Here is a 17,268-nt window from a genome sequence, read left to right on the forward strand (position 1 = left end):
ATTCTACCGATTTTCCGTGACCGTCGGGCGCCAACGATACTTTGCCGACAAAACCCGGCTCGCTATACTGCCCCACACTTTCATGCCATTAAGAGCCGAGCTCAGTGAACCGGCCCACGCCCGTCAAAGCAGACAACTTCTTCCTGATGATCTATCGCGCCCTGAGTCAACGTCGCGTGCCGCTGGCACTACGCATCGCCTGCACCAACATTTTCCTGGTGGCGCTGGCGTTGGTGATCTACGCCTGCGTGATGGGCCTGCAGTTCAAGCAGGCCATGCACGAGCAGGCCGATGCTCTGGGCCAGAGCCTGACCACCCAGACCGCCACCTCGGCGACCGAGTTGCTGGTGGCCAACGACATCCTCAGCCTCAACGTTCTGCTCGGCAACCTGGTGAAAAACCCACTGGTGGCCCATGCGGCGATCTACAGCGTGGACAACCGCATCCTCGCGGAAGCCGGCCAGCGCCCGCGCAACAGCCTGCTGGGCGAGGCCGAAGGCCTGTACCAGACCAAGATCACCTTCCAGGACGTGACCGCCGGGCAACTGCGCATCAGCCTGGACATGAGCCAGTTCCAGCAGCCGATGCTGATCAGTCTGCAGAGCATGGGCATCCTTGCCGCCATCCTGCTGGTGTTGGCGCTGACCCTGAGCCTGCGCCAGGGCCGCTTCATCACCCTGCCGCTGCTGCAGCTGCGGGTGTGGCTGCGCGACCCGCAACCCTATACCCCGGCCACCGACCGCCAGGACGAGATCGGCGACATCGCCCGCCAGCTGCACGCGCGCTTGGCCCCGCCGCCGCCACCTGAGCCGGAGCCCGAAGAAGAAGAAGACGACGAGCAGTTCGACGACCTGCACGACTCTGCCCCGGCAGCCAAGGTCGCACCGCGCGCCAAGCTTGCCGCCCAGGCGGACGAGGATGACGATGAAGCCTTCGCCGGCCTGCTGGACGACGAAAGCGCGCCCAAGGCCGCCGTGGTCGAATCCGACGAGCCGCAGTACAGCGCCGTGCTTGCCGTGCAACTGGGCTCGCAGGAGCAGCTGCGTCGCCTGCCGCGCACGCGCCTGACCGAACTGACCGAGCGCTACCGCGATTGCCTGGAACATGCCGCCTCACTCTACGACGGTGAAACTCACACGCTCAACGACGGCAGCACCCTGGTGCTGTTCCACAGCCGCGATTGCGGCGAGGACTACCTGACCAATGCCATCTGCTGCGGCGAGCTGTTGCGCGCCTTGGGCCATGCCCTGCAGATCGAGGTAGCGGACAGCGGCATTACCCTGCAGCTGCAGCTGGGCCTTGCCCTGGGTAACGACCTGCAAGGGCTGGAGCTGGTAGACCTGCTGATGGCCGAAAAGGCCCAGGACGCTCTGGCACTGTCGCAGCACAGTCGCAACTTGTTGCTGGTAGAACGGCAGATCAGCGATGACACGCTGATTCGCCAGCGCGCCCGCATTCGCCCGATTGCCAGCCCTGAGGGCGCCTGCTGCGTGGAGCGCCTGATGGAGCCCTACCCGTCGATGCTGGAGCGGCAGTTGGCGCGGATGCACGAACGCCGGGCCTGATACCGGGCTGGCTTCTTCGCGGGTAAACCCGCTCCCACAGGGCCTGCACCAACCTGTGGGAGCGGGTTCACCCGCGAAGAGACCAGCACATACAGTACAAAAACTGCAGATACGAAAAAGCCCGCAATGATGCGGGCTTTTTCGTATCTGGCAGTTGGATCAGAACCGGTAGACTTCCATATCGGTTCGAATCGGCGCAGCCATCGGGATCTTGGATTTCTCAGGCGTCTTCTTCACCTGCACCGGAGCAGCCGATTTTTTAGGCGACTCTTCGGCAATCGCCGGCTGGTTAGCCAAAGGCTTGACCGCTGTGCTCAGCTGTTCGGCCAGTTTCTGAAGCAACTGGCCCTGGGCCTGCACCTGCGACGCCTCGCTGCCCGCGTGTGGCTGTTCGAGGTGAACGATGCGGTTGTCACGCACATGGCCACGGCGGTCCAACAGGCGCCACTGGGCATCCAGGACGGCCGGCTGGTCCTTGCCCGAGTCCAGGCGAGTGATCGACAGCAGCACTTGTACATCCGGGTTGAACCCGGCAGCCGCCGGGGCCAGCACCACCCGCTGGCTGTCCAGGCGCCAGGCGAGCTGGCGCACCAGCAGCTGGTCGATATCCGACGAAAGGCTGCCGGCCCAACGACCGTCGGTCGCCGAACTCAGGCTGCCATCGGCCTGACGCTGCAGGAACGTCTCACGTTGCAGGTAATCGGCAACCGATACCGGACCGAGCACCACGGCCATGCCCGCACTCTGCGAAGGCTGGCCAGGATCACCACTGTCGAGCTGGTACAGGGCAACCGGCTGATGCATGGTGCACCCGCCAAGGCCCAGCAGGCCAGTCATCAACAGCGCAAATGGAAGGCGCAGAAATTTCATCATCCCATCCAGGCGGTCGCCAAAAGGCCAACCGCAGTGATACACATAAATTCAAACGGGCACACGGCCACGCCGGCACCGCAAGGGCCATATCATCCGCGAAATAACCGTCCGACTCCAGCATTTCTGCCCGGAACGACGCTGAAATTGCCGCTCCAGACATTTCAACCGCTTACGCCGGCACTTCCACCTGCAACCCATCGACCCGCTGGAACCCGCGTGGCAGCTTGCTGCCGCGCCGTCCGCGCTCGCCCTTGTAATGCTCCAGGTCGTCCGCTTTCAGAGATAGGGTACGCTTGCCGGCTTGCAATACAAGCGTCGCGCCATCTGCTATCACGGCCAGATCGGTAACAAATTCTTCACGGCTCGCCACCCGGTCGCCCGGCACCCCGATAATCTTGTTGCCCTTGCCTTTGCCCAACTGAGGCAGGTCGCTGACCTTGAATACCAGCAGACGGCCTTCGGTGGTAACCGCCGCCAGCCAGTCCTGCTCGCGGTTGGCCACCGGGCGCGGGGTCATGACCTTGGCACCGTTGGGCAGGCTGAGCAAGCCCTTGCCGGCCTTGTTCTTGGCCTGCAGGTCTTCACCCTTGACCACGAAGCCATAGCCAGCGTCCGAAGCCACCACGTACAGTGCATCGTCGTCCGGCAACAGCACACACTCGAAGGTGGCCCCCGGTGGTGGCGTCAGGCGGCCGGTCAGTGGTTCGCCCTGACCACGCGCCGACGGCAGGCTGTGGGCGGCTAGCGAGTAACTGCGGCCAGTAGAATCGATGAGCACGGCAAACTGGTTTGAGCGCCCGGCAGCAGCGGCCTTGAAGCCATCGCCGGCCTTGTACGACAGGCCGGTGGCATCAATGTCGTGACCCTTGGCGCAGCGCACCCAGCCCTTCTCCGAGAGCACCACGGTGACCGGCTCGGTCGGCATCAGCTCGTTTTCCGACAGCGCCTTGGCCTCGGCACGCTCGACGATCGGCGAGCGGCGGTCGTCGCCATAGGTTTCAGCATCCTTGATCAGCTCGCTGCGTACCAGCTTGCGCAGCTTGGCATCGCTGCCCAGCAGGGCGAGCAGCTTGGCCTGCTCCTTCAGCAATTCATCCTGCTCGCCGCGGATCTTCATCTCTTCCAGGCGTGCCAGCTGCCGCAGGCGGGTCTCGAGAATGTAGTCGGCCTGGATTTCGGTCAGGTCGAAACGGGCGATCAGGGCCTGCTTGGGCTGGTCTTCGGTACGGATGATGTGGATAACTTCATCCAGGTTGAGGAACGCGGTCAGCAAGCCTTCCAACAGGTGCAGGCGCTTCTCCACCTTGTCCAGGCGGTGCTGCAGGCGACGACGGACGGTAGCGGTACGGAACTCCAGCCATTCCAGCAGCAGCGCTCGCAGGTTCTTCAGCTGTGGCCGGCCGTCCAGGCCGATGATATTGACGTTGACCCGGTAGCTGCTCTCCAGGTCGGTCGTGGCAAACAGGTGCTGCATCAGCTCATCGGCATCCACACGGTTGGAGCGCGGGATGATGACGATGCGGCACGGGTTCTCGTGGTCCGACTCGTCACGCAGGTCGGCGACCATGGGCAGCTTCTTGGCCTGCATCTGCGCAGCGATCTGCTCCAGCACCTTGGCCCCGGAGACCTGGTGCGGCAGCGCGGTGACGACAATGTCGCCATCCTCGACGCGGTAGACGGCGCGCATACGGATGGAGCCGCGGCCGCTTTCGTACATCTTGAGGATTTCTGACCGCGGCGTGACGATCTCGGCCTCGGTCGGGTAGTCCGGCCCCTGGATGTGCTCGCACAGCTGCTCGATGGTGGCCTTGGGCTCGTCGAGCAGGCGCACACAGGCCGTGGCCACTTCACGCAGGTTGTGCGGCGGTACGTCAGTGGCCATGCCAACGGCGATACCAGTGGTGCCGTTGAGCAGGATGTTGGGCAGGCGCGCAGGCAGCACGGCCGGCTCCTGCAGGGTGCCGTCGAAGTTTGGCACCCAGTCAACGGTGCCCTGGCCGACTTCGCTGAGCAGCACTTCGGCGTAGCGCGAAAGACGCGCTTCGGTATAACGCATGGCGGCGAACGACTTCGGATCGTCTGGCGCACCCCAGTTGCCCTGGCCGTCGACCAGGGTATAGCGGTAGCTGAACGGCTGGGCCATCAGCACCATGGCCTCGTAGCAGGCCGAGTCGCCGTGGGGGTGGAACTTGCCGAGCACGTCACCGACGGTACGCGCCGACTTCTTGTGCTTGGCATCGGCATCGAGCCCCAACTCGCTCATGGCGTAGACGATGCGTCGCTGCACCGGCTTCAGGCCATCACCGATGTGCGGCAAGGCGCGGTCCATGATCACGTACATGGAGTAGTTGAGGTAGGCCTGTTCGGTGAAGTCAGCCAGCGAGCGGCGTTCTACGCCATCCAGGCTGAGTTCCAGTGAGTCGCTCATGCGGGCCTCGTCATTTCAGGTTCTGGCGCAGCAGCATGGTGCCGCCGCGCTGGGTAAATTCAAGTTGTTTCAGGGCACTCATGCCCAGCAATACGGTCTGCCCGTCCAGGCCCGGCACCACGATGGCGCGCACGTCCTGCAGGCGGATATCCCCCAGCTGCAGGCTGGTCAGGCGCGTGCGGTAGCCTTCGGTACGGCCGTTGGCGGTACTGAGCTGCACCGGGCTGCCACGCTCCAGGCCCAGCTCGCGGCCCAGCGCCTCGGGGATGGCCACGTCGGTAGCACCTGTGTCGAGCATGAAATGCACCACCTGGCCGTTGATTGCGCCATCCATCACGAAGTGGCCCTGGCCGTTGCCCAGCAGGCGCACCTCGATAAAGCCTTCGCCATGCGTCGACTGCACCTGGGCATTGGGGTTGCGCTGGCTGTCTTCCCATTGGCCGAAAAAACGCGTGGCAAGGAACAGCGCCGCCGCCCAGGCGACGATCATCAATACCTTGCCAGCCCGCTTGCCCGGTGCCTGGCTCATGGCTTGGCGCTCCATCCGCCTTCCGGCGCATCGAAGCGCCAGACGATCGGGCGTGCTTCGCCATCGGCGCGGGCGCCGTTGTTGTTGTCCACGCCTATCCAGGCGCCCTTGGCATCGATCACCAGGGCCTCGGCCAGACCGAACGGCTGCTGGTAGCGACGCGACTCGACCAAGGCATCGGCAGCGAACGACCAGCAGCGCTCGACCATGCCGCTGTCGGTATCCCGACGACAGACGCGGTAGGCATTGCGTTCGAGAGTGAACAGCTTGCCTTCGAACCAGGCCAGGTCGGCGAAGTCGCGCGACAGTGCCTGGGCATTGGGCATCTGTGCCGGTTGCATTTCGACCCCGGCCTCGCTCAGCAACACGCAGCTGCGGCCGCAGGTCCACACCGACTGCTGGCGCTCGATAGCCACCAGGCCACGGCGCTCGCGCTCGGCGGCCAGCCACAGGCGGTCACCTGCCGGGTTGATCGCCAGACCTTCGAACAAGGCGTTGAAGTTCAGCAGCATGCCGCTGGCCCGGGCCTGACGAACCATGGCCGGGTCGATCTTCAACCAGTCCGCCTCGCCTTCCAGCGGCAGTTGCAGCACAGCGGCATGAGCTTCGCTGACCAGGTACAGGTTGCCCGCCTGGTCACAGCTGATACCTTCGAAATCCAGCTCGCCACCACGAATATACGACGCCGCCCAGTTGCGCGACTTAAGGCCCCACGGCAGGCCACTTTCCGGCACCGCTGGCGGGGTGAAAGTGAGCGGCTGCGCGCGCCAGGTCGGGTTTTGCTGGTCGAAGCGGTAGATGCGGTCGTCGTCGCGGTCGGATACGCCCCACAGCCCGCCCCGGCATTCCACCAGGCCAGACAGGTTGCCACCGCGCATGCCTTCGATCGGGTGCTCGGCGCTCAGCTTCAACTCTGGCCAGTTGCCCGCCAGGCTCGGCAGGGCAACCAGCGCCAGGCAGGCAGCCAGAAGCCGCCGAATCAAACCATGACCTCGGCCAGGTTGCCCTTGGTTTCCAGCCAGCTCTTGCGGTCGCCCGCGCGCTTCTTGGCCAGCAGCTTGTCCATCAGCTCGCAGGTGGCCTGCACGTCGTCCAGGGTCAGTTGCACCAGGCGCCGGGTATTCGGGTCCATGGTGGTCTCGCGCAGCTGTGGCGGGTTCATCTCGCCCAAGCCCTTGAAGCGGGTGACCTGTGGCTTGCCGCGCTTCTTCTCGGCCACCAGGCGATCGAGGATACCGTCACGCTCGGCCTCGTCGAGTGCGTAGTAGATTTCCTTGCCCAGGTCGATGCGGTACAGCGGCGGCATGGCCACGTACACATGCCCGGCCTCGACCAGGGCGCGGAAGTGCTGGACAAACAGTGCGCACAGCAACGTGGCGATGTGCAGGCCGTCGGAGTCGGCGTCGGCGAGGATGCAGATCTTGCCGTAGCGCAGCTGCGCAAGGTCGGTGGCCCCCGGGTCGACGCCAATGGCCACGGCGATGTTGTGCACTTCCTGGCTGGCCAGGACTTCGCCACCGTCCACTTCCCAAGTGTTGAGGATCTTGCCACGCAGCGGCAGGATCGCCTGGAATTCCTTGTCGCGAGCCTGCTTGGCCGAGCCACCGGCCGAGTCACCCTCGACCAGGAACAGTTCGGCGCGCATCGGGTCCTGGCCGGCGCAATCGGCCAGTTTGCCGGGAAGTGCCGGGCCCTGGGTTATGCGTTTGCGCTCGACCTTCTTGCTGGCCTTCAGGCGGCGCCCGGCGTTGCTGATGGCCAGCTCCGCCAGTTGCATGCCCAGCTCGGGGTGGGCGTTGAGCCACAGGCTGAACGCGTCCTTGACCACGCCGGAAACGAAGGCAGCCGCCTCGCGCGACGACAGGCGCTCTTTGGTCTGCCCGGAGAACTGCGGGTCCTGCATCTTCATCGACAGCACGAAGGTGATGCGCTCCCAGACGTCTTCCGGCGCCAGCTTCACACCGCGCGGCAGCAGGTTGCGGAACTCGCAGAATTCACGCATGGCATCCAGCAGGCCCTGGCGCAGGCCGTTGACATGGGTACCGCCCTGGGCGGTAGGGATCAGGTTGACGTAGCTTTCCTGGATGCTGTCGCCGCCTTTTGGCAGCCACAGCAAGGCCCAGTCCACCGCTTCCTTGTTACCGGCCAGGCTGCCGCAGAACGGCTCGTCGGGCAGGCGCTGGAACTCATTGACGGAATCGACCAGGTAGGAACGCAGGCCATCCTCATAGTGCCATTCGACTTTCTCGCCGCTGGCCTTGTCCTCGAAGCTGACCAGCAGGCCCGGGCACAGCACGGCCTTGGCCTTGAGCACATGCTTGAGGCGGCTGATGGAGAATTTCGGCGAATCGAAGTACTTGGGGTCGGGGCTGAAGTACACGCTGGTACCGGTGTTACGCTTGCCGACCGAGCCGACCACTTCCAGCTCGCTGGCCTTGAAGCCATCGGCGAAAGTCATCTGGTATTCGTTGCCGTCACGTTTTACGCGCACGCGCACCTGGGTCGACAGGGCGTTGACCACAGAGATGCCCACGCCGTGAAGGCCACCGGAGAACTGATAGTTCTTGTTGGAGAACTTGCCGCCGGCGTGCAGCTTGGTGAGGATCAGCTCGACCCCGGACACGCCCTCTTCCGGGTGGATGTCCACCGGCATGCCGCGGCCATCGTCGCTGACTTCCAGCGAGTGGTCGGCATGGAGTATGACCTGTACCGAACGGGCATGACCGGCCAGGGCTTCGTCGACACTGTTGTCGATGACTTCCTGGGCCAGGTGGTTGGGGCGGCTGGTATCGGTGTACATGCCCGGCCGCTTGCGGACCGGGTCAAGGCCCGAGAGGACTTCGATGGCGTCTGCGTTATAGGCGCTAGCGCTGGGAGTGGCCATAGGGTCTCGTCGTCAGTCTGGTGAATGCAAAAAAGTCAAAATACAGAAAAATCGAGCGCTGCGTACTGCCCACGGGCAATGCCGGCGAAGGCCAGCAGCGCCGGCAGGCGCTCGGCGAAGCCCTGGAAGCTGTGGTCGCCACCGGCCTGGATGCGCAGGGCACAAGCACGGTAATAGCGCTCGGCATGGCGATAGTCCAGGGTTTCATCGGCGGTCTGCAGCCACACTTGATAGCGGCTGGCATCCACCGGGGCTGGTACCTCAAGCTCGGCCAGGGCCTGCACATGATCGTGGGTCAGCTCCCACGCTTCACCGGTGTAGTGATTGTGCTGGGTGCCCAGGTAGCCGTCGAAATGCTTGTGCGGTGTTACCGCCGGGTTCACCAGCAAGGCCTTGAGGCCGTGGCGCTCGGCCAGATAGGTGGCATAGTAGCCGCCGAGCGAACTACCTACCAACAATGGTGCGCCCAGTTCGGCGATGGCCGCTTCGAGCTGGGCGATGGCCTGCCGTGGGTGGTGGTGCAAGGCGGGCACCCGCAGTTGGGCCGACAGGCCCAGTTGCTGCATCACGGCCTCGAGTTGGCGCGCCTTGGTCGAAAGTGGCGAGCTGTTGAAGCCATGGATATAGAGGATGGAACCCGACATGCTGCCCCCGGAATCTGTGGCTTCGCGCCCGGTGATATGGGCGCAGGGACGCGCAGTGTAGCGCGTTCGCCGGGTTTTGGCGCCGCACAGGGGTTTTAGCAACAAATTCTTCAACAGCTTTGAGAGTGCCGGGGGCGCTTTGCGCCCCTATCGCGACACAAGGCCGCTCCCACAGGAGATCGCGTACCCCTGTGGGAGCGGCCTTGTGTCGCGATAGGGCTGCGCAGCGGCCCCAAAACCCTCAATAACCAGGGCTATCGAAGTCGAGCTTCACTTCGAAGTCCAGCGCCCGCTCCACCCCGGTCTCCAACCGCCCGTCGGCGTGGAGGAGCAGCCAGCGGTATCCAGGCTGCTCCTCGCTCACCTTGAAATCCTCGCTGCGCGCCGCGAACTGGATGCAGGTCGACGGAGTGGCCAGCAGGCGACGACCGTCGCGCACTTCATCCCATTCCTGGTGCACATGCCCCCACAGCAGCGCCCGTACCTGTGGGTACCCCTCGACGATATCGAACAGCGCCTGGGCATTGCGCAAGCCGATCGGCGCAATCCAGGCACAGCCGATATCCACCGGCTGATGGTGGAAGCACACCAGGCAATGCCGTTCACCCGCCTCTCGCAAGGCCGTTTCCAGCACTGCCAGCTGGTCATCCTCCAGCAGCCCATGCGTCGCCCCGGGTACGGCCGTGTTGAGCATGACGATGCGCCACGCACCGATATCGGTCACCGCCTGTACCAACTCCGGTGCCACTTGCGCCATGACTCGGGCCTCGTCATGGTTGCCAGGCAACCAGCGGGTGGGCGCGGCAAACGGTGCGGTCAGCTCACGGAACGCTTCATAGGACGCCACGCTGGCGTCCTGGGACAGGTCGCCAGTGCACAGCAGCAGGTCGACAAGCGGTTGCTCCCGCCGCATCTGGGCCACTACATGGCGCAGGCTGTCACGGGTCTTGAGGCCCAGCATGCTGCCGGCCGGGTCGGCGAACAGGTGGGCATCGGTCAGTTGCACCACATGCACGGGGCGCGATTGGTCTGGCTGCGGCAACGGCCGTCTCCTCGAACGGATTCAGCGCGAATTATGGCTGTACAACGGGTGCGAGCAAACACCCGTACCCAAACCACGTCACAATTCAGCGAACGCTTGCCAGCTCGTGGCCACAGGCCAGGCAATGGCTCAGCCATTCACCGAGAAACAGGTTGAGCTGGGCCTTTTCGTCCGGCTGGTGCATGGCCTCGTTCGGATACGGGTAGATGCTGCGCAGGCGCCGGGTGTGTTCGGCACTGACCACTTCGGCCATGCGCGCATCGTGGTACACCTGCACTTCCAGGTGCGGTACCGGCAACCACGGCAGGCTGTGCTCCTGGCGCACGTGCAGGGTGGTGGTGTACGGGCAGGCCAGCACCACGTCGAGCACCAGCACGCCGAGCATCTGGTCGCCCTGGGTCATGCCGATGCGGCGCGAGCTCTGGGTGGTGCGCATGTCGGGCAACAGGCGCATCAGCCGGGCGTAGTTGGCCTCGCAGGCTGCCTGCAGCCCGACCAGGTCGACCCGATAACGCTCGCGCAGCAGGTTCACTTCCACATACCTCGTACTTCATCACGGTTCAGCGCCAGCCATTGCAGGCCGATGATGGTCGCCGCGTTGCAGATGCGCCCGTCGCGCACCGCCTGCATGGCATCCTCGAACGACCACACGCGCACGCGAATGTCCTCGCCCTCTTCTTCCAGGCCATGCAGGCCGCCCGCCCCTTCACTGCTGCAACGGCCGAGGAACAGGTGAACGTACTCGTCACTGCCACCGGGCGACGGGAAGTAACGGGTCATCGGCCACAGGGCGCTAAAGGCCAGGCCGGCTTCTTCTTCGGCTTCGCGGTGGGCGACTTCCTCGGGTTGCTCGTCCTTGTCGATCAGCCCGGCCACCATCTCGATCAGCCAGGGGTTGTCGACCTTGCCCAGTGCACCAACGCGGAACTGCTCGATCAGCACCACTTCATCGCGCAACGGGTCGTACGGCAGCACGCACACCGCATCATGGCGCACGAACAGTTCACGGCTGATCTCGCGGCCCATGCCCCCGGCAAACAACTCGTGGCGCAGGCGTAGCTTGTCGAGCTTGTAAAAGCCCTGGAAGCAGTTGGCCCGCTCAATGATTTCGAAGCCCTTGGGCACTGAGTTCAACGCGTCTGACATGGAAATCCTCATTACCTCGAATACCGCATCGCGCCATCCTACTCTGCACGCCTGCCGGTTTCACCCCTTTCCGGCAACCGTTCGCGCACTCGGGACAGCGCGCCTTCTCTCTGTTAGCTTAGTGGCGAACTGAAGGCCGCGCAGACGGTCAAAGGCCGACTTTTCCCTGTTCTGCAAGGATCCTCATGACACTTGTCAAACTGACTTCCGTGGCTGTGCTGGCCCTGGCCCTGGGTGCCTGCCAAAGCCTGTTCACGCCTAACTACCGGGCGCCGCTCGAGGTCAAGCGTGATGCCTGGGAGCATGTCAAACCCGGCTGCAGCGAAAGCGACTGCCCGCTGGTGAACATCGACATGATCCACTTCCCGGCCTTGCCCAAGCTCGATGGCATCGTCGAGAAACGCCTGCTGCAACTGACCGAAGACAACCAGCGCGGCAACGCACCGACCACCCTGCAAGCCTACGAGCAGCAGTACCTGGCCAGTGCCGACAAGCGCAACAGCAGCTACCTGCAGGCCAAGGTACGCGAGCAGCATGACGGACTGGTGATCATCGAATTGTCCAGCTACCTGGACAGCGGCGGCGCTCATGGCATGCCCGGGCGTGGTTTCATCAACTATTCGCGCAAGCTGGACAAGGTGCTGACCCTGCAGGACATGCTGGTGCCCGGCCAGGAAGACACCTTCTGGAAAACCGTCGAGGAATCGCACCACGCCTGGCTGATCAGCGTAGGCATGGACAAGGATGCCGAGTTCATCAAGACCTGGCCGTTCAAGCAGTCGCCGCACGTCGCCCTGACGTACGGCGCGGTGGTGGTCAAGTACGAGGTCTATTCCATCGCGCCCTACTCCATGGGCCACGTGGAGTTGAAGATCCCGTACCCACGCCTGAATGGCGTGCTCAAGCCCGAGCTGTTTCCCGGCCGCGGCTGAAGCTCAGCAGCCCGTGCAGTAGCCCTGCCAGCAGCAATGCCGGCAGGGTCGCGCCCAGGTTCGGCGCTTGCGCGGCGATCAGATGGTACGTGGCAACGCCCACCGCCCAGGCCAGCAGTGCCTGCCAGTGCAAGCCATGCACCTGTGCTGGCAAGCGGCGGCGACGGATCACGTAATGGTCCATCAATACCACACCGAACAGCGGTGCAAACACCGAGCCGATCAGCAGCAGGAAGTTCTCGTACTGTGCCAGTGGCGCCAGCAAGGCGATCAGTATGCACAGCACGCCAATGGCCAGCGCCAGGTGCTCGACCTTCAGGCGCACCAGCACGCCGGTGGAAACGGCTGCCGAGTGAATGTCGGCAAAAGCCTTTTCCGACTCGTCCAGCAGAATCAGCAGCAGTGGAATGCCCATGCCGGCGCCCGCGAGGGCCAGCAGCAGGGCGTTGGCTTCGCCACTGCCGGCGAAGGCCAAGGTGTAGCCCACGCCCAGGCTCATCAGCCAGGTGTTGCCGATGAAGTAGCCCACCACCGTACCGCCGAATACATGTTTGCCGTTACGGGCAAAGCGCGAGTAATCCGCGATCAGCGGCAACCAGGACAGCGGCATGGCGATGGCGATGTCGAAGCCCACGGCCAGCGACATCGATCCGTCGCCGGCGCGGTTCCACAGTGCCGCCAGGTCGGCCTTGGCGAACAGGTTCCAGGTCAACCAAAGGCAAGCGCCCAGCAGCAGCCAGATACCCCAAGTGCGTAGCACCTTGCGCACGAACGCCAGCGGCCCACCGACTGCGAGCAAGGTGGCCAGGGCGCCGAAGCATAGTGTCCAGAGCACAGGGCTGTTCCAGGCGCTGGCTTCGCCGAACGCCCGCGCACCCAGCAGGCTGGCGGCATCGCGCATCACGATGATCTCGAACGCGCCCCAGCCCACCAGTTGCAGCAGGTTGAGCAGCGCCGGCAAGCGAGCGCCATGGCCACCCAGGCTCAGTTTCAGCGTGCCCATGGCCGACAGGCCGGTATCGCTGCCGATGACACCGGCAGCCCCCAGCAGCAGCACACCCACACCGGTGCCCAGGGCGATAGCCAGCACCGCGCCGGCAAGGCCCAGGCCAGGGGCCAGCATGGCGCCGACCTGCAGCACCATCAGGCCGATGCCGAGGGAGAACCATAGCGAGAACAGGTCGCGGGCGCCGAAGATGCGCTGGGCGGTGGGGACCGGGTGGTCGGGGGAAAATTGGCTGGGTGATGTCATGGTTGGCGCTCGCCGGCAATGTTGTTGGTGTTCCTGGCGAGGACTGCGTCCTCGTATCGCGACACAAGGCCGCTCCCACAAAAACCGCGCTGGCCTCAAGCCTTGCGCGGTCCCTGTGGGAGCGGCCTTGCGTCGCGAAAGGGCCGCAAAGCGGCCCCAGCGGTCTTAGACTTTGTGATACAGCTGGCTGCCTTCCTGGCGGAACCGCTCGGCCTGCTCACGCATGCCTTGCTCGACCGTCACATCCACGGTTTCGATCTTGGCGGCGTATTCACGCACTTCCTGGGTGATCTTCATCGAGCAGAACTTCGGCCCGCACATCGAGCAGAAGTGCGCGACCTTGGCCGATTCCTTAGGCAGGGTCTCGTCGTGGTAGGCACGGGCAGTGTCTGGGTCCAGGCCGAGGTTGAACTGGTCTTCCCAACGGAACTCGAAGCGTGCCTTGGACAAGGCGTTGTCACGAATCTGCGCACCCGGGTGGCCCTTGGCAAGGTCGGCGGCATGAGCGGCGATCTTGTAGGTGATGATGCCGGTCTTCACGTCATCCTTGTTTGGTAGGCCCAGGTGTTCCTTGGGCGTGACGTAGCAGAGCATTGCGCAACCGAACCAGCCGATCATAGCCGCACCAATGCCCGAGGTGATGTGATCGTAGCCAGGAGCGATATCGGTGGTCAGCGGGCCGAGGGTGTAGAACGGCGCCTCGTCGCAGCATTCCAGCTGCTTGTCCATGTTCTCCTTGATCAGTTGCATCGGCACGTGGCCGGGGCCTTCGATCATGCACTGCACGTCGTGCTTCCAGGCGATCTTGGTCAGCTCGCCAAGGGTCTCCAGTTCACCGAACTGCGCGGCATCGTTGGCGTCGGCAATCGAGCCGGGGCGCAGGCCGTCGCCCAGCGAGAAGCTGACGTCGTAGGCCTTCATGATTTCGCAGATTTCTTCGAAGTGGGTGTACAGGAAGTTTTCCTTGTGGTGTGCCAGGCACCACTTGGCCATGATCGAGCCACCACGGCTGACGATACCGGTGACACGCTTGGCAGTCAGCGGCACATAACGCAGCAGTACGCCGGCATGGATGGTGAAGTAGTCCACGCCCTGCTCGGCCTGCTCGATCAGGGTGTCACGGAACAGCTCCCAGGTCAGGTCCTCGGCCACGCCGTTGACTTTTTCCAGGGCCTGGTAGATCGGCACGGTACCAATCGGCACCGGCGAGTTGCGGATGATCCACTCACGGGTTTCGTGAATGTGCTTGCCGGTGGACAGGTCCATGACCGTGTCCGAACCCCAGCGGATGCCCCAGGTCAGCTTGGCCACTTCTTCCTCGATCGAGGAACCCAGGGCGCTATTGCCGATGTTGCCGTTGATCTTCACCAGGAAGTTGCGGCCGATGATCATCGGTTCCACTTCCGGGTGGTTGATGTTGGCTGGGATGATCGCGCGGCCACGGGCGATTTCCTGGCGGACGAACTCAGGAGTGATTTCTTTCGGGATGTTGGCCCCGAAGCTGTGGCCGGCGTGCTGCTCGTCAAGCAGACCAGCGGCACGTGCCTCTTGCAGCTTCATGTTTTCGCGGATGGCCACGTACTCCATCTCGGCAGTGATGATGCCTTGGCGGGCATAGTGCATCTGCGAGACGTTGGCACCAGCCTTGGCCCGACGCGGGTTGCGCACGTGGGCGAAACGCAGCTTGGCCAGTTCGGCATCGTTCAGGCGCTGCTGGCCGAAGTCGGAGCTCAGGCCGGCCAGGCGCTCGGTGTCACCGCGTGCCTCGATCCACGCCGAACGCACGTCGGCCAAGCCCTTGCGCACGTCGATGACAACGTTAGGGTCGGTGTACGGGCCGGAAGTATCGTAGACCAGCACCGGGGCATTGGACTCGCCACCGAAATCGGTCGGGGTGTCGTCCAGGCTGATTTCACGCATGGGCACGCGGATGTCCGGGCGCGAGCCTTCGACATACACCTTGCGCGAACGCGGAAACGGTTGCACGGACTGCTGATCGACTTGTGCCGATTCGCTGAGGTTGATCGCTTTTTCTTGTTTGGTCATCACAGGCTCTCCAGACGGCTTCCTAGCAGTGGAATGTCGGGGTGAACCTGAAAGGCGCGGACGCACCCTTGATGGGTGCAGTGCCGGATTTGGGGTGCCTGAAGCTGCATGCAGCTGCGACATTCCCGGACCTGGCACAAGAGGCTCCCCGGGAAGGCGAGCAATCTTGTTCCCTACGCAGGCGCTAACCTGATCAGGTTCAACGGGATCCGCAACTTTGCGATCTCAGCCTTTGCTTCAAGGCACCCCGACAAGAACATGCGCAGTCTAGACTGGAGTGGTCGGCAAAGCCAAGCAGGTAAATGCGCGGATGATGAAAGGCACCCCGAGCGATTGTTGCCGGGTGCGCATGGCACTACACTGGCCCGTCGCTCGATACTCAACAGTTCAGTAATTAAATTTCGTACAAGGATTGCCTCTATGCTGCGCAAACTCTCACTGGCAATAGCCGTGTCTTGTGCGTCCAACGGAGTGGTCTGGGCAGCGGACGTGCCCACTACAGTGAAAACCGACCTGGTCAGCGTCTATCAGGAGGCGGTCGACAACAACGCTGACCTGGCTGCGGCCCGCGCCGATTACGGCGCCCGCCGCGAAGTGGTACCGCAGGCTCGCGCCGGGTTGCTGCCTAACCTGTCGGCCGGTGCCGAAATGCTGAACACCCGCACCAAGCTGGACGAACCATCGGCCACCAGCAACCGCAGCGGCAACACCTGGAGCGCAACCCTGGCGCAACCTATATTCCGCGCTGATCGCTGGTTCCAGTTGCAGGCAGCCGAAGCGGTCAACGAACAGGCGGCGCTGGAGCTGTCGGCGACCGAGCAGAACCTGATCCTGCAAACCGCGCAGAATTACTTCGCCGTGCTCCGTGCCCAGGATAACCTGGCCGCGACCAAGGCCGAGGAAGCGGCCTTCAAGCGCCAGCTGGACCAGTCCAACGAACGATTCGACGTCGGCCTCTCCGACAAGACCGACGTGCTGCAATCCCAGGCCAGCTACGACACGGCGCGGGCCAACCGAATCATTGCCGAGCGCCAGGTACAGGATGCCTTCGAGGCCCTGGTGACCCTGACCAACCGGGAATACACGTCGATTCAAGGCGTGGTCCATACCTTGCCAGTGCAGGTGCCTACGCCCAACGACGCCAAGGCCTGGGTCGAAACCGCCGGGCGCCAGAACCTCAACCTGCTGGCCACCAACCACGCGGTCGTCGCTGCCGAGGAAACCCTGCGCCAGCGCAAGGCCGGCCACGCGCCGACCCTGGACGCAGTTGCCAAGTATCAGAAGGGTGACAACGACAACTTCGGTTTCACCAACCCCGCACCGGCCCCCGTTACGCGCTATAGCGGCGACGTCGAGCAGACCAGCATCGGCCTGCAGTTGAACATCCCGATCTACAGCGGCGGCCTGACCAGTTCGCAGGTGCGCGAGGCCTACCAGCGCCTGAGCCAGACCGAGCAGCAGCGTGAAAGCCTGCGCCGCCAGGTGGTGGAAAACACCCGCAACCTGCACCGCGCAGTGAATACCGACGTGGAACAGGTGCAGGCGCGCAAGCAGTCGATCATCTCCAACCAGAGCGCGCTGGAAGCCACCGAGATCGGCTACCAGGTGGGTACCCGCAATATCGTCGACGTGCTTGACGCCCAGCGTCAGCTGTACACCTCGGTGCGCGACTACAACAACAGCCGCTATGACTACATCCTCGACAACCTGAGCCTGAAACAGGCAGCCGGCACCTTGAGCCCGCAGGACCTGCAGGACCTCAAGCGGTACCTCAAACCGGACTACAACCCGGACAAGGACTTCCTGCCGCCGGACCTGGCGGCTGCAGCGGCGAAGAACTTCGAGCGCAGGCCTTGAGATAGGTGTTGGACCAGTCGCTGGCAAGCCCGCTCCCACCGCGGGGTAACCTGGGGGAGTTGGCGTGCCG

At 63.8% G+C, this 17,268-nt stretch carries 14 protein-coding genes and 1 riboswitch; of the genes, 3 read left to right on the forward strand and 11 right to left on the reverse strand.

Annotation, left to right across the window (positions count from 1 at the left end; genetic code table 11):
- Positions 1-104 precede the first annotated feature (104 nt).
- Positions 105-1,565, forward strand: a complete 1,461-nt coding sequence (locus NY023_RS24900; RefSeq protein WP_013974451.1) for an AhpA/YtjB family protein — start codon at positions 105-107, stop codon at positions 1,563-1,565.
- Between the two features lie 159 nt (positions 1,566-1,724).
- On the opposite strand, the gene NY023_RS24905 is transcribed toward NY023_RS24900, so the two are convergent.
- The 9 genes from NY023_RS24905 to NY023_RS24945 all read right to left on the reverse strand — a co-directional run bounded on the left by NY023_RS24905 (position 1,725) and on the right by NY023_RS24945 (position 11,111).
- Positions 1,725-2,435: a membrane integrity-associated transporter subunit PqiC gene (locus NY023_RS24905; RefSeq protein WP_031324184.1), complete on the reverse strand. Its 711-nt coding sequence runs from the start codon at positions 2,433-2,435 to the stop codon at positions 1,725-1,727.
- Positions 2,436-2,607: 172 nt separating this feature from the next.
- Positions 2,608-4,866, reverse strand: a complete 2,259-nt coding sequence (parC, locus tag NY023_RS24910) for a DNA topoisomerase IV subunit A (RefSeq protein WP_013974453.1) — start codon at positions 4,864-4,866, stop codon at positions 2,608-2,610.
- 10 nt (positions 4,867-4,876) lie between these two features.
- Positions 4,877-5,395: a TIGR02281 family clan AA aspartic protease gene (locus NY023_RS24915; protein WP_015272019.1), complete on the reverse strand. Its 519-nt coding sequence runs from the start codon at positions 5,393-5,395 to the stop codon at positions 4,877-4,879.
- Entirely contained in the window at positions 5,392-6,378 is a 987-nt protein-coding gene (locus NY023_RS24920; protein WP_013974455.1) for an esterase-like activity of phytase family protein, read from the reverse strand. Before NY023_RS24920 ends, NY023_RS24915 begins: the two co-directional genes overlap by 4 nt.
- Positions 6,375-8,279 carry a DNA topoisomerase IV subunit B gene (gene parE, locus NY023_RS24925; protein WP_044047165.1) on the reverse strand — a complete coding sequence of 635 codons (1,905 nt, stop codon included), beginning with the start codon at positions 8,277-8,279 and terminating at the stop codon, positions 6,375-6,377. The genes NY023_RS24920 and parE overlap by 4 nt, the downstream gene beginning before the upstream one ends.
- Before the next feature lie 35 nt (positions 8,280-8,314).
- On the reverse strand, positions 8,315-8,923 hold the full coding sequence (locus NY023_RS24930) for a YqiA/YcfP family alpha/beta fold hydrolase (protein WP_003258136.1): 609 nt from the start codon (positions 8,921-8,923) through the stop codon (positions 8,315-8,317).
- A 241-nt stretch (positions 8,924-9,164) separates the two neighbouring features.
- Complete coding sequence (gene cpdA, locus NY023_RS24935) at positions 9,165-9,965, reverse strand: 3',5'-cyclic-AMP phosphodiesterase (RefSeq protein ID WP_023660488.1); 801 nt, start codon at positions 9,963-9,965, stop codon at positions 9,165-9,167.
- 85 nt (positions 9,966-10,050) lie between these two features.
- A complete protein-coding gene (locus NY023_RS24940; protein WP_016501905.1) occupies positions 10,051-10,503 on the reverse strand; it encodes a DUF1249 domain-containing protein in 453 nt (150 codons plus the stop codon).
- The gene (locus NY023_RS24945; RefSeq protein WP_024087817.1) at positions 10,494-11,111 is read right to left on the reverse strand and encodes an NUDIX domain-containing protein; all 618 of its coding nucleotides are present in this window, start codon (positions 11,109-11,111) and stop codon (positions 10,494-10,496) included. The genes NY023_RS24940 and NY023_RS24945 overlap by 10 nt, the downstream gene beginning before the upstream one ends.
- A gap of 185 nt (positions 11,112-11,296) precedes the next feature.
- Between NY023_RS24945 and NY023_RS24950 the strand changes: the two genes are divergently transcribed.
- A complete protein-coding gene (locus NY023_RS24950; protein WP_023660486.1) occupies positions 11,297-12,043 on the forward strand; it encodes an RsiV family protein in 747 nt (248 codons plus the stop codon).
- Here the strand turns inward: NY023_RS24950 and cytX are convergent.
- Positions 12,012-13,295 (reverse strand): putative hydroxymethylpyrimidine transporter CytX, encoded by a 1,284-nt coding sequence (gene cytX, locus NY023_RS24955; protein ID WP_013974460.1) that lies wholly within the window; start codon positions 13,293-13,295, stop codon positions 12,012-12,014. The genes NY023_RS24950 and cytX overlap by 32 nt on opposite strands.
- A gap of 165 nt (positions 13,296-13,460) precedes the next feature.
- Positions 13,461-15,341: a phosphomethylpyrimidine synthase ThiC gene (gene thiC / locus NY023_RS24960; RefSeq protein ID WP_015272025.1), complete on the reverse strand. Its 1,881-nt coding sequence runs from the start codon at positions 15,339-15,341 to the stop codon at positions 13,461-13,463.
- A gap of 153 nt (positions 15,342-15,494) precedes the next feature.
- A riboswitch (TPP riboswitch) is annotated at positions 15,495-15,601 on the reverse strand.
- Positions 15,602-15,761: 160 nt separating this feature from the next.
- Between thiC and NY023_RS24965 the strand changes: the two genes are divergently transcribed.
- Positions 15,762-17,198, forward strand: a complete 1,437-nt coding sequence (locus tag NY023_RS24965; RefSeq protein WP_003258125.1) for a TolC family outer membrane protein — start codon at positions 15,762-15,764, stop codon at positions 17,196-17,198.
- Positions 17,199-17,268: the final 70 nt, after the last annotated feature.

The organism is Pseudomonas sp. NBB (assembly GCF_032701105.1).
GTDB classification, from domain to species: Bacteria; Pseudomonadota; Gammaproteobacteria; order Pseudomonadales; family Pseudomonadaceae; genus Aquipseudomonas; species Aquipseudomonas asiatica.

Bases quoted from the DNA above. Each gene is read 5' to 3' on its own strand.
- NY023_RS24905 (WP_031324184.1), bottom strand. From the start codon at position 2,435: ATGAAATTTCTGCGCCTTCCATTTGCGCTGTTGATGACTGGCCTGCTG.
- parC (WP_013974453.1), bottom strand. From the start codon at position 4,866: ATGAGCGACTCACTGGAACTCAGCCTGGATGGCGTAGAACGCCGCTCG.
- NY023_RS24915 (WP_015272019.1), bottom strand. From the start codon at position 5,395: ATGAGCCAGGCACCGGGCAAGCGGGCTGGCAAGGTATTGATGATCGTC.
- parE (WP_044047165.1), bottom strand. From the start codon at position 8,279: ATGGCCACTCCCAGCGCTAGCGCCTATAACGCAGACGCCATCGAAGTC.
- NY023_RS24930 (WP_003258136.1), bottom strand. From the start codon at position 8,923: ATGTCGGGTTCCATCCTCTATATCCATGGCTTCAACAGCTCGCCACTT.
- NY023_RS24945 (WP_024087817.1), bottom strand. From the start codon at position 11,111: ATGTCAGACGCGTTGAACTCAGTGCCCAAGGGCTTCGAAATCATTGAG.
- NY023_RS24950 (WP_023660486.1), top strand. From the start codon at position 11,297: ATGACACTTGTCAAACTGACTTCCGTGGCTGTGCTGGCCCTGGCCCTG.
- cytX (WP_013974460.1), bottom strand. From the start codon at position 13,295: ATGACATCACCCAGCCAATTTTCCCCCGACCACCCGGTCCCCACCGCC.
- thiC (WP_015272025.1), bottom strand. From the start codon at position 15,341: ATGACCAAACAAGAAAAAGCGATCAACCTCAGCGAATCGGCACAAGTC.
- NY023_RS24965 (WP_003258125.1), top strand. From the start codon at position 15,762: ATGCTGCGCAAACTCTCACTGGCAATAGCCGTGTCTTGTGCGTCCAAC.